The organism is Apibacter sp. B3919, from assembly GCF_026537405.1.
Classification (GTDB): domain Bacteria; phylum Bacteroidota; class Bacteroidia; order Flavobacteriales; family Weeksellaceae; genus Apibacter.
On record NZ_JAFNMG010000001.1, the window covers coordinates 607,942 to 622,504 of the forward strand.

The 14,563-nt window shown below is 34.8% G+C and carries 3 protein-coding genes; 1 reads left to right on the forward strand and 2 read right to left on the reverse strand.

Annotation, left to right across the window (positions count from 1 at the left end; genetic code table 11):
• Positions 1-607: 607 nt before the first annotated feature.
• Together J3U20_RS02795 and J3U20_RS02800 are read right to left on the reverse strand one after the other, a co-directional pair.
• The gene (locus J3U20_RS02795; protein ID WP_160542315.1) at positions 608-10,495 is read right to left on the reverse strand and encodes an RHS repeat-associated core domain-containing protein; all 9,888 of its coding nucleotides are present in this window, start codon (positions 10,493-10,495) and stop codon (positions 608-610) included.
• A 23-nt stretch (positions 10,496-10,518) separates the two neighbouring features.
• On the reverse strand, positions 10,519-13,596 hold the full coding sequence (locus J3U20_RS02800; protein WP_160542316.1) for a T9SS type A sorting domain-containing protein: 3,078 nt from the start codon (positions 13,594-13,596) through the stop codon (positions 10,519-10,521).
• A 315-nt stretch (positions 13,597-13,911) separates the two neighbouring features.
• Between J3U20_RS02800 and J3U20_RS02805 the strand changes: the two genes are divergently transcribed.
• The gene (locus J3U20_RS02805; RefSeq protein ID WP_160542317.1) at positions 13,912-14,547 is read left to right on the forward strand and encodes a DUF6348 family protein; all 636 of its coding nucleotides are present in this window, start codon (positions 13,912-13,914) and stop codon (positions 14,545-14,547) included.
• Positions 14,548-14,563: the final 16 nt, after the last annotated feature.

Consider the following 14,563-nt stretch of genomic DNA (forward strand, 5'->3'; position numbering starts at 1 on the left):
GGGCACACTATCGCCTCTCCTGCAAAATTTTACAAACAGCCCTAATGGAGGAACAGGAATATAAAAAAGAAACTTGTTGCCACCAACCGCTCGACTTTTATAATATTTTTTCTATTATTAAATCTCCCATTTCTATCAACGAACTGGAACTGCTTGACCTATTGAATAAAAGGTAATATAAAACCCCTCGTTCGGCGAGGGGTTTTGATTTAATTTATTTTTCCATCCAAGATAAAAACACTGTTGAAAAAAGTATCATCATAATGATTGATACAAAAGTATGAGATAGCAAAGAACTCCTTGTTAAAAAGCCACTCAAATCATTTTTGAAAATGTGTTGAAAACCATTTGTATCAAAAAAATACAACACAATAGCATATATTATAATGTTGATTATAAAGAATATATGTGATCCCTTAATTATATTCCTCATTGTAAAATAAATTATAACAGAAATAATTATTTGAATAATAAGGGTAATAAACATTAAAAATGGAGCCATGCCAATATTACCCCCTGAATATTCACTGTTAAATACCCATAAATAAAAAATTATAAAGGTAAGTATGCTTTCTACAAAAAATAAAAAAGGCATTTTCATATATTATTAGGGTTTCTGTTGATAATCTACTTTTATCTTTTTGTCTTGACTCGGTTGAGATGTCGAAGGATTACCAGCTACCACATTCTCATTTATTTCTTTTTGTGTAAAACTATCTACAGAATGTTCACTCAACCATCCAGTTTTATTATCTTTTCGAGTTTCATGAAAGTTTTCATTATTAATTCCATTTATTCTTGACACTCCGGCAATTCCATCATTTGTATGAGCTATTTGTTCATTTAAAACACCTTCGCTTGCTTGTAGTGAAGATCCTTGAAATGTTGCTAAATCTAAAACTCTTTCTATTCGAGCATCCAATTTATTCTCTTTCGCATATGCTTTTAAACCATTTATAAAGCCCTTACCATAGGCTCCTCCCATACTATGAGTTACTATTTTAATAGTTTCTCCATCTTTAAGATTTGCATAAATTTCTGCTGCTTGAGAGTATCCTTCTCTATATCCTGCATTTCTTCGATGGCTCCACCATAAATTATTCTTTCCCCCATCTATTGTCCATCTAGTAAGCGTATTTTTCCAACCTCCCATTGCTCCATCATAATAGCGAGCACGATAATCATTGAATCTATTTGCAATTCTTTGATCTAAGCCATTCCAATACTTCCTATTACCCCCATCTCCTGCATGCTGTCCATTAATAAATATTATTACCCTTCCATCAGGATCTATCGCATTTACTGGATTATTCGCTACATATGCATACGGTGAAATACTCGGATATTTCTCCGCCAATGGATCCACAGATAACCAAACAGATTCCCTAGGGTTATAATACCTTGCTCCATAATAATACAGCCCTGTTTCTTCATCTAACTCTTTTCCATTGAACAAATAAGGGGTATTCCAACTGTTGTTTCTCTCCTCTATAAACACTTCTCCAAACGGTACATATTCTACATGTTGTACTATTTCGCCGTCTAAGTTAGTGATATAACTTGAGCTGCCCAAATGATCCGGGTGATAATAATACTGCATTTTCTCATAGTTCACATTTCCGATTCCTATTCCTGCTCTTAAGGCTGTATTCTGAGAACAACAGAAGCCTTCCCCGTTTACGTAATCATCATTGTCCTTTCCGTTATACGGTACTTCAAAGTACGCATAGTTCCCTTTTAAGTCTTCAATGCTTCTTTGGTATTTCGCTTTCCAGTTGATCGTTACTCCGGGTACGGTTGATCCTGCATATTCTATTCTTCTCGGATCTGCGCCAAAGCTTTCTATATCTCCCAACTTACTTACTATTCGTTGGCTTCCTGCGTAGTAATGTTTGGTATATTTTCCATTAGGACTTACTACTAAGTAGGGGTTAATATAGGCCGTGAATCCTTGTGTTTCGGTATTCCCGCCTGAGAATAAGGAATTGATATACACTTGTTCGCTCTCGCCGCTTGTTTTGATTACCCGTTCTCCTGTAGCATCGTATACATAGTTACTTACATACCCATTATCATCTATTGACATTAATCGGTTTTCTTCATCCCAGCGTAATTTCCTTTCATGGGTTTGATTTGTTTTTCTTAAATCTTTCTTCTCTAATTCTACATTTACATAGGTTAGATTTCCGTTTAAATCATAGTGATAATTCTTGTGCTCTTGGCGTTTTTCTTCTTCTTTACTTTCTTCTTCTCTGTAATTTATGTCTTGAACGGTTTTTATTTGATTCTTTTTCGTTGAATCGTAGGTATACGATAAGTCATAACCTGCTTTTAATCCGCCTTCAATCATTATGCCTTGTTGACTTACTTGTTGGTTTTTGCTTACTATATTATGTAAGTTATCGTAGCCCATTTGCAAGCTGTATGCGGCCGTTTTGTTATCCGCACCTGTGTAACTTCCTTGTGCCTGTACTAAGCGGTAAAGTCCATCATAGGCATATTCATGCTGCATTTGTCCCCCCATAGTCTTTTTGTTGTCCTGCGGTAGCGGGGCTTGGTTGGATACGCTTAATACATTGCTAACAGCGTCATAGGTATATTTGTTATTAATGATCTGAGTTATTACTCCTGTTCCTTGCGTTTTTGGTGTTACCCAAACTTGTAAATCGCTAAGTCTTCTTCTTTCTGGATCATACGTATAAGTGGTTTCCGAGCCGTTGCAATATTTAAGATAATTTCTTTGTTCGAATTTATCATAGCCTATTTTATTTACATAGTCATAGCTATAAGCTTTGCTTCCTTTTATTCCGGTTAGTAATCCTGCTGTATTATAGATATAATCTACTTTTTCTTGATCCGGATAGATGATCTGCTCTAGTTTATTCCAGCTGTCGTACTTGGTTTGGGTTACGTAGGTAGCGATTGCTTGATTAGGAATTATCACAGTTCTGCGTACTTCGGTGATTTCTCCTAACGTACCGTATTTATACTCTTGAGCTCCGGTTGCATCTTCAACTAAAGATACTCTTCCTTTTCGGTTATATTTGGAATTTTTATTTCCGTAATGGTAGGTAACGTTATTTTGCGGATGTTCCGGATAATATATTGATTTTAATCGGGTATAATCATATTCGTATTCTATTTTTTGGTTTGTTTTTTCTAAGTTGGAAGTCTGACGACTTATTACATTTCCTAAGGCGTCGTAACTTAATCGGGTAATTCCTGCACTTGGATGTGATAATTGAATTCTTCTTCCGGCTAAGTCATACTTCGATTGAGTGATTTGTCCCTCGGTATCGATGACTTCTAATAATTGATTAATACCATCGTAAGCATAACGGGTAGTAATTATTCCTGACGGGCCGGATAGTTGTTCGGTCTTAACAGTAAGCCCAGATCCGTTGGCATAGGTTTTCTGTTTTCCTCCCATAGCATCCGTAACGATGGTTACTTGTTGTCTTTCAGTCGGATTTATTGTATACTCGGTGGTTTGAGTACTGGAATCCGGAAGGATAGTTGCTACGATACGGTCTAACAGGTCATAGTTGCTTACACTTGGGTTTACTTTATCGAAGTTTCGATTAAATTCTATGGCATGTTCCGGCGATTCGGTAATTGGATAGTAGCTTTTTACTACTCGTCCGAACGGATCCAGCATAGTTATTCCGCTTACAATAAGTACCTTTTCGTCCTGAGGATTACTTCCGTTTGCATCGGTCTTGGTTATCACTCCGTCTTTTTTTACCTGCAAGGTTCTTCCTGCTCCGTCAACAAAACTAAATGTTTTTATATCCTCTGTTGGGTGTTGCGGATTGTAATGATAAGTTATTGCATAAGCAGGGTTTTCAATGTCTCCATCTGAATTTAAAACTACTGACGGATTATACTTATATTTTATGGTATAAGGTAAATCCAATTCCAATTCATTTGGTCCGGTTATGGTCTCAATTCTTCCCAGATTATCTATTGTGGTTTCTGTGAAATATCCGTTGATATCTTTACTAGTTAACGGTATTCCATAACGATAATCATAATTTTCTAATAAACCGGTATATCCATAAGCATCATCAATACGCTCTACATACATATGGTAATCTTTATCGTATCGATATTTATACCACATTCTTTGGCCTTTAGTATTGGCCGGTAAAGTTTTTTGGGTAATATTTCCGTACTTGTCGTAAGTTATATCGGTTACCGATTCTTCTTTATCATTGAGTTTTTGACGAACTCGTGTAATATGATTAGCATAGTTTAAATCATATTCTGCCGTTACTTCTCTTTGAACATTTCCACCAGATCCTTTGACTTGAACTTTTACCGGTAATCCGAAAATGTTCTTATTAGGATTAGAGGTATAGGAAATGGTTGTTTGATAGTTATAGCTTCCTGCTCCGTTTTCGCCTAAGTTTCCGCTATCACTGTATCGGTAGTTGGATAGTTCTCCGTATTGATCTACCAAGTCATACGAATACCAGGTTTCATTGGTTATTATCCCTTGATCTTTACCTTCAAACACCATATTGCGGGTATATTGTAGTGGAGCAAAGGACGCTTGGTCATCAGAACATACTATGTTGGAAGAAATGCTATAATTGTTTCTATCCTTTTGTTTTACTTCGTATTGATAATATTTATTTTCCGTTTGGGCATATTTTTTCCCTTGAGCATCGGTGATGGTTGTTTTTAATAAATTACCTGAAGTATAGTAATTCGTAACATCATATTCCTCAATTGTTTTTCTATATACTTGATTGTTATTTTCGGTATTTATATTAATTTTTTCAACTTTTCCAAAACCTAAAAACTCTCTTTCATGTCTGTCTTGTTTTCCTTCCAGGTAGTTATATTCAGTACGCATATTAGCCCCATCATCATGAATTCCGTCATCAATTTCTACGGATGATAACACCCATTTTCCTCCCGGATGTTCATAAGTAGCTTTGGAACGATTATAATCAAGCATGAATTTTCCCCCTATGGAATTGGATACTTTGCTCAATTTATTGGTTCTTCCAATGGTAGAACGCTTCACTTTTATACTTCCCGAATTATCCGTCCATACCATATCAGGATATCCGTCACCGTCAACATCTTTAAGCTCAAAAGTTGTATGACCGGTAGAGGTTGAAGAGTTTATACCCGGATTGATTGAAAATTTCAAATTAAAAGGTGGAGGAATAATAACGTTTAAAGTATACGCTACATGGGTAGAGACACTTACCGAGTTTGATTTTGCAATTCGACTTAATTGTTTCCACTCTATTTCGGGAGCAAAGTTAGTTCCTCTATTTAAAGACACCCACGCTTTTCCGTCACTAATACGTACTTTGTCAATTAAACCATCGCTGTTGACATCCATCAAATTAAAGGTAGGATTGTTGGTTACGGTGGTCACATTAACACCTCCGGCAAAACTTGAAGAAGCTTTATCGGTAGCTTTGGCAACTATCGGAATATCTACGCCTCCGGAAATTGCTTCGGATTTTGCTGATTGTATTTCGGTTATATCCCAATCTACTTCAGGAGTAAAGCTGTAACCCAAATTCAAACGTACTTTTCCATTTTTATACACTTTATCCGGCAAACCGTCTCCGTTGAGGTCTATCAAGGTATGTTCCACATTTTCACTCATTTTCGGAGCGCTGATAGACAAGTCTACAGAGCTTATTCCCAATTCTGAGGCTTTAGAATCTTGAGAATTTTGTTGTTCCGAACTCTGTTTTTTGGTAAAAAGGGCAGCTGCAGATATAGGATTAGCTCCTAAGCCATAAGCTTTACTGGTGGTATTGCTGCGATGATTGCCCGGAAATCCGTTACGTGAATCGATAATTTCTCCGTCGAAACCTCCACGGGTATTGGTGAATTGTATCTTATTTTTGGTTATAATATCCGGATATCCGTCTCCATTCATATCGGTAAATGACAAACGAGTTTCGTCACTGCCTTCGGAACTATTATATGTTATTCCAAACCCTTTTAAAGTTCCTTCATCTTTATTAGCTCCCGATTGTTTGGTTGTGCTTTTGGATTTACTTAGTAACTTTACTCCTACTGCCGAAGATCCTTGAAGACAATTTCCTGAAGAGGTAAATTTATTACTTAAACCTTCCAATGGGTTGGTAAGTTTAACCTCTTTTTCACCTAATCGGGATGCACTCATGCTTGAATCTTTAGTATATACATAGCGGTCTGCTCCCGTCCAATAACTTTTGGTTTCATTATCTAATCCCATCGGAATAAAAATCATGGTACGAGGATCCATATCAGCATTTTCATTCTGCGGCAATTTTAATTCCTTTTCATCTATAGGACGTGCATAACGTCCGGCATTGGCATTGTAGATAAATTGACCCCAACCGCGATACATAGGTCCAAAACCTTTGTCTGAATCTTTTACAAAAATATTTGCATATCCATTAGACGACAATCCGTTTTCGGTTTGCAAAGTAAAAGTTAAAGCTTTCAAATTTTTGATGATTGTTGCATCCTTGGTAAATGCTTCTACCCAAATATTTTCAGTTAAAGCACCATTTGCCTCAACTTTCAAATCCGTTAAAGGTGGAGTAACAACAATTCCATTCTCAACTCTGATTTTATATCTTCCCAATAATCCGGTTTTTTTCTTAATGGTAATCGCAATATCTCCATTTAAAACGGAAGAATTCATAGGATCATTTGCCAGCGCTTGAAATGTAAGCGATATATTTTTAGTTTGGCTTGCATTTTCAAAAGTTAATGGATAATAATTTCCTTCCCATTTCTGATGGTAAATGCTGTAATTAACACTTCCCGGTTCTGCCTCTTGGCTGTCATCTAATTTTATCTGTGGTTTCCAACTAATTTTTTTCCAATTCACTTGGCTGGGTGAACTTAAAGTAAAATAAAAGTTTGTCCAATTTTTGCCTTCAGGTACAGGTATTTCCAAATTTCCTTGATGAGATTCGTTCCAACTGAATGTTTTTTCATAAACTATAACTTCTTCGGAACGACTGTCATTGGTTTGAATAACTTTTACCGTAACGTCATCAGATGTGATCGGTTTTTCAAAAGTTCCAAATATTACGGCTTTTTTAAAATCACCGACACTGGTTGCTACATCCTGTGAAGCTATATGGGATTCTGAGGATGGAAAACGATACATTTTTTGCCCGTCTGGATTTATACTGTTTAAGTCTGCTTCAGCAAGGGCGGTTTGTTCGTAGGTTATAATAGGATTCCATTGTACTTGATCAAAGCTTCCATTAGACATTTCTTGGTTTCCGGATTGTACTCGGAAATAAATTTTATCTCCTTTTTTTATAGTCTCGGATAATTTTATATTGGCTGGATAATTAGTAAAATCACCTTTGTTTATACTCTTATTCCATTTTTCTTTTCCTTTATATTGGATAGCAACCCTCACCCCGTCGGCTTTTTCATACTCTTCAGTGTCGTAATCTCCCGTTGGTGCTTGTAATTGTACATTTCCTTCTATTCTTATTTTCCCGTCAAAAGGTGCTTCCCATACTTTTACAACATCATAAAGTGGAGAATTATAAATAAGATCTTTTTGTTCCTGAGGATCTACCGCAGTATCAGAACTGTCAATAGTTCCTCCCCCCATAATCGGACTGGGAGTTGTAGCGCTTTCTAAAGAAAAGTTGGGTATAAGATTTCCGTCTTTATCTCGAATAATTCGATTAAAATACACTTTTCCATTGGAAACTATATCGATCAATCCATCACTGTTTACGTCAGAAAAGTAAACCGTTGTTGTTGTATTTGTTGTACCTCCGCTTACTCCTACTGTCACCGCAGCCATCCACTTCCCTACTTTGGCTGATCCACCGGTATTAGTGCTGGTTGATTTGGTTTTAGAGAATTTGTTTACACCTTTTATGGCTAAAGGTTTACCAAATTTTTCTCCTTTTAGAGGTGTTAGCAAATGAGGTTCATAATATAATACTCCATTTTTTTGGTATACTTTATCCGTTAAACCATCACCGTTGATGTCTATAAAAATTGATTTACCCTCGGTTACACTATTACTATAACTATAGCTTCCTCCTATGGTACCACTATTAAAGATGACATCGCCTTTATTAAGACCTATCCCGGCATAAAAAGATCCTCCATACGATGTTGTGGAACTTTCGTTTATCTTTTCTCCTTTTTTTGCCCAAGTTTCTTCATTTTGACTAAAGGCTATATATCCCTCTTGAGATTTAACATCATCATAATATTCAAAACGATTGGAAGTAAATTCTTTTCCTTGATCGTCTTTGTGCGTTATCTGATCTAAAAGATCTGTATAAAACGCTCCGGATTTATATTTTAATTCATATTCTCTTAATTTACTTCCTTCAAAATCTATCTCAACATGGGTAAGTAAGCGATTAGAAGAGGTAAAAAATCCATATCGAGCTGAATTTGTTTCTTTTTGCTTAGTTTTAGCAGAAGTAAATTTAACTACTGTATGACCATTTTGTCCTTTGTTACCGGCATGTACTTCTTTAAGATATAAAGCTTTGGATTTCAAACCTCCTTTTACCGGTTCTTCCACTTGTTCATAAATATATTCAATCCAATCTCCGTGAAGTTCTTCTACTCTGGAAACTTTCCATTCCGTAATTACGTCTTTGCTCTTTCCGGATATATCGGTAACAGTTCCTTTAAGTATTCCTCCATTTCCTCCGTAAGTATATTTAACCCCTTTTCTATTGGTAACTTCCCAGGTATAATTTCCCGGATTAGTTCCTTTCCTTTGAATGGTAGCAAAGCTCCCTTCTTTTCTGGAATAAAATAATCGATCTGATTTTCTGGCTATTTTTTCTCCTCTGTGGGCTATTGACGTTTTTCCATCGGCTCCCAGGGTTACCAACTGGGTTCCATCCATCGTATAGGTTTCGGTTTCTTTTGAGGTATCGTATCTCGGTACTCCCCAACGAGTATCTACTGTTATACTCGGAATATTCATATCCCAGCCTTCGCCTAACCATCCACTACCTCCATCACTGTTATATTGAATACCTAGAGATGGACTCATTCCATTACGTGCAGGAGGCATTTCAAAGGTATAACTTAACGCTGCGGATCCACGATTATTGGCAGTCGGTGCGCTAATTAAATTCACCTTTGACAAAGGATCGGCAACTTTGATATCGCTCATGGTTGTTGGTGTAAAACCATTAGTTTCCGGTGATTCCGGTACTTGTATCACCCCGTTAATCATATCCGTGAAATGAGTAGTTCGGGATATGATTACTTGATTTTTGGTATCTATACTGTCTCGTTCCAAAGGTACCCAATGATGGCTTTCCAAATCAAAATAGAAGGTACGAATATCTTTTTCGGTATAGCCGTTCGGAATTTTGGAGCGGTCGTAAGCCAACTTGAGTATTGCCCCTTCATTGAAATGCTCTCCATGAGGTAAAAATTTATACCCGTCTGCTTTTCCCGTCACATTTTTCATACCCATATCCAGTGCGGGAATGTCAATACTTCTTAATCCTCGAATCAGTATTTGCTTGTCACTTAACAAATTCTTACCATTTACACTCAATTCAGCTCCTAAAAGATGTATTTTATTATTTGTCTTATCTTTTTTAAACCATATTTGCTCTTGTGCTGTGTTTGATTGCAAGGAATACGAGTAATCTTGTTTTCCGGATACAATTTTGGAATCTCTGACATTTTTAATTCCTTCGGTAACCAATTCAACGGTAGAAACTTTACCGGAAAGTACAACTTCAAATTCACCTTGACAGGTCGAAGTTTCGGTATTATTAATAACTAATTTGCGATCTTTTCCGTCTGCAAAATATCCTTTTACATAGGTATCTCCTCCTTCAAAAGCAAATGCCTCCCAGGTAATAGTACCTACGGGTGATTCTTGTTTTTCTACTTCAATTTTTAAGTTCTTTATTTTATATCCGTATCCGGCATCCTGCGGAATAGCAAATTGAATTGTGTTATCACCGGTTTTCAGCCAATCTGAATTAATTTCTTCTTTTTGATGAGTCCATCCGGAATATTTTTTCACTAAATATCCTCCTCTGCTCATTCGGTCGTTGATACTTTTGGAAATTCCGTTTTTATCGGAAACTCCATATAATTCATAAGTCAAATATACTTTTTGATCCTGCTGCGGTTTTTGATCCAGATATACCGTGAAAATATTATCTTCCGGATTATCAAAAATTTTATTCTCTAAAATACCGATTACTCCTTCTGAAATATTAGCACTGTAAAGAATAGACTTTGAAGTAATTAATTTTTCTGATTTACTATTTTTTTGGGTTTCCTCACCTTTACTCATCACCGATTTTTGAGGGTTTCCAGATTCAGAATTCTCATCAACGGTTTCAGAATGCTTAGTAAGTACTAAACGTTTCTCCCTTAATTCATACTTCTTATGTTCAATTAAAGGAATATATGGGGAAAAGCTCTGTAATGCCATCGTGGATAGTAACACGAGTGAAACAAAACGGGCTTGCTTTGAATTTAATTTCATAATGATGTACTTATTTTAGTAATTTAGTTTATTGAAATCTTCTTTGTAAATTCACCTTCTTCGGAAAATATTTTCACTATATACACACCTTTGGAAAGTCCGGTAAGATCGAAGGTATGTTCAGTATCGATTTTGTTCATATGTTTATTCAAAACCATATTTCCTGAAAAGTCGAAAACTGAAATCATAATTCCCGATGGCTGTTTTAACTTAATAGTACCGGTTATTTCAGATTTATTTTTAAAATCTTTATAATAAAATTGAACATTCTTATTGGTTTTATCCAGTAAGTCTTGATTTTCTGTTTCTTCCTCTTTTTTCGTACAATCATCTTTCAAAATGATTGTTTGTTCCAAAATACTCTTAGATAGATTTTCGTATTTTGGATAAGAATGAGCTCCTTGATACTTCCAATAATTAGGTTGAGATTCATTAAATCCGTCTGTGTTTCTTATATTATAAACACCTCCCACATTATTGTTTAATTTAATTGCAAAGAAATGGTAAAGGGTGATATATTCCGTATAAAAGGTTTCACCGTTTATTTTATAGTATACTTTATACGGCGATTGTCTTTCATTAAAGTCTTTATATATTTGAACTCGATCACCTTCCTTAAGCACAACATTTGCTAAAGGCGTGTTGCTTTTTACATAGTCTTTTATTATATATATGCGTCCTTGATTGATTTCAAATCCTGCATGGATTGCAATGTCGGCTACTGAATTCGATCTTGGATTAAGAGTTAATCCCATCTGGAAATTTTGATTGGTACCTTTAATAGTTGTTTCAAAAAATCCTCCTCTATCCCAATCGATACTTTGTATACTATGTGCTTTTGCTTCCACACCGGTAGAATCGGATAAAATATTGAAACCGCCCAATTCTTTTAATCTCAAGGTGTATTCACCGGTTGAAAGTCCGCTTAAATTTAAATCTTTACCATAAAACACTCCGGATTTTTTTACTTCCATATCATTTTTATCGACTAGTTCATATTCAAATCCTTCATCTCCTCTAAGAATTTTCACTTGTACGGATCCGTCATTATTACTATGAGAAGAAGCATCACAGGTTGGATTGCTTTTATTTATTTTAGCAATTATATTGGTTGGACGGTATCCGAAAGTAAATACATCTTTTCCGTTGTAATCCGTATCAAAGAATACATTATTAAATATTATTTTTTGTCTGTATGGATCGTATTCATCCGATAAATAAAAATCGGTATTTTCTAATTTAAAATCTCCTTTTCCTGATCGGTCAATTAAAAGATATGTTCTTCCGTCTTTATATTCCGAGAATTCTTCCGCGCGATGTTGAATATATCCTAATTCAACTTTGTTACCGCTATTTACAAATCCTCCGGTCCTCACATCTTTGACAATTGATTCTAAATTCCACTTGTACATGACCAGACTGACATGGAAAGGTTGATCTATATCTTCCTTATCCAAAGGTATATTGGGAGAGTCTAACCCGGGAATTGGGGGGGCATATCCGTTAAATCGTATGATAAAATCATCTTTAGTTTTATCGATTTGTACCCGATCTCCTACATTTACTTTGTGATTGATATAGTGTGTTACTATACCTCTAATAATGGTAAATACTTTTCCTTGATGGTCTATGAATACTCCATAATCAGCACTTGGTTTTTGTTGATTTGTAACCTCTTTTGTACCGAACTTTAACATAACTCCTCCAAAAGGATTGCCTAAAGTTAAAGAGGCATGTCCTTCATATCCTTTCAAGGGATCTTGAGTATACATGATCGCTGTCTCAGAATCTTTGCTGCGATCATTAACCATTTTTACTTGAGAAAACTTATATTTTTCTTTTACTGCTTCTAAATTTTCAGGCAATTTCCAAATTACGTCTTGTTCATCTGCATTACTGATATTACCGGTATTTACTAACCATCGACGATTCATGATATTCATTCCGGCAATGCTTTCAATCTGAGATGTTTTGATATCATTATTATTATCACCCCAAATCATATATTCAGAATCAGACAAGGAATTAGCCGGGAATTTTTCAATAACCAATAATTTATTTTTATTGGGTAAATTGTAATTATTAGCTTCATCATAGGAGTCTCCTTGTGCTGAATAACTAAAATAAGGGCTTTCTTCGTAGGATGTGGTACTTCTTCGTTGATATAATCCACTTATATCATCTCTGTAAATACCTGTAACTCGATGATTATACTTTACATTCTCATCTTTGTCCCATAGTAATTTATTATAACTATTTATCAAGGAATTTTCTAACATAAAACCGTATTTTAAGGCTAAATACGATTCTACTTTAATTTTTTCAAGCGGATTTAATATACGATCGTACATGATTAATTCCGGCATATACGCTCTGTATATCGAATTAGGATCAAAAAGATCTGTATTATAAGTCGAATTGTTATATTTATTGAATGAATAAAATTTTTCTCCTATGGATAAGGTAGAACTCATTCTTTCACCCCATACGTTAGTTGCTCGTTTATTTGCACGAAAATAAGTGAACAAACGCATGGTCTTTTCTTGATAAGCCGTTAAATCTGAATTTGAATTCCCGTTCGGGTGATACATTAAATCATAGCCTTCTTCAGAACCATAGTCTAAAACTCCTTTGTTGCTTTCATCACTGTGAATGATTTTATCTTTATTTAAGACAAATCCTTTTCCCTCCACCCCGTTAAGTGTGAAAATATAGTCCGGATATTCAAATTTATTTCCTAATAAATTGGCCTCGGCATAAGTACCTAAAATAGTAGCCGTAGATAAATTCCCACTTTTTATTTGAATTTCCTTACTCGAATAGGGATTGGTTAAAAGTATTGAAGGATTAAAATTAATGGATCTTCCGAATGGATTCCATTCAACTATATACTCTCCACTACTATCATAGTAATTCAGCCGTAAAGAATCTCCAGAAAAATCTTTCCAAAGATATCTACCGTTAAGATTCTTTGTTTCAGGGACTGTTTTCATCCATAAAACAGCACCGGGAACACCTCCCGGCCCTACAATTCTACTTGTTTGTGCAGAAGTAAATATAGAATTAGCCCCTATAAGAAGTATTAAGTATAATTTTCTCATAGTTAAATGATTATTTTGAATTAAAGCAACAAATATATTATTTTATTTTTATTAAATATACACATAAAGGTTTTACAATTAAAAAAATTAATATTTTGAATTAATTATATTGTAGAATTGATAATTTTAAATTTAATATACATAATAAACATAATATAAATTACTTATAATTGTCTATTAAAATTTTGTATCAAAATATTTTTATAGAATCAATGCGATTTATGATAAATATATGAAGCAGTATTCGTGAGTTACGTACTTGTACTAGTTGTAGTATTAAAAAAGATATTATGTAATTTTGAAGAAAAATAATCTATGTCACCTCAAGAAATTCTCGCTAATATGCTTCTTGCTCATGACCTACCCAGCATTGAATATAAAGACTGGCTTTTGGTTGATGAACAACTTCCTGCCATGCGTGCTGAAACATTTGATTTTAAAGAATATGAAAACGGAGCCAGTATACGTTTAGATATAACCTTACTTTTAGCCAGTAAAAAAACTATCTCGGAAAGCTACTTAGGTATTGGTAAAAATAAAATTAGTGCCATACAAAATGCTTTTCAAAATTTTGTAACTAATTCATTTCATGTGTTTTTATCTGCTTTTTGGCAAATTACTAATGATGATCAAATCGGAATTGAAGAATGGGAGATTAAAGGCAACAAATGGAAGGTATATATCGGTAATTTTGGGTGCAAAGGCGATTTCAATATTCCCGAGAATTTATTTAAAATCATAGAGGAACAAATTCAAGAGGAAAATCTAGAGGAAGATTTATATTGGCTTCGCATCTATTATGCTAATGTTAACAGCCGGGAGATTATGATTGAAACTTTAAAAAATAATGAAGTATGGCCGGAAATGGAAAATAAATTGAAAACAGTTGCATGGGAAAGTTCCGATAAATTTTACAGTCTAAGAAATTTTATTATATTGAAGCGTAAGTAAGTTTGTAAGAATTATT

What these genes read in the sequence shown, in the direction of transcription:
- J3U20_RS02795 (WP_160542315.1), bottom strand. Translation starts at nt 10,495, where the DNA reads ATGAAATTAAATTCAAAGCAAGCCCGTTTTGTTTCACTCGTGTTACTA.
- J3U20_RS02800 (WP_160542316.1), bottom strand. Translation starts at nt 13,596, where the DNA reads ATGAGAAAATTATACTTAATACTTCTTATAGGGGCTAATTCTATATTT.
- J3U20_RS02805 (WP_160542317.1), top strand. Translation starts at nt 13,912, where the DNA reads ATGTCACCTCAAGAAATTCTCGCTAATATGCTTCTTGCTCATGACCTA.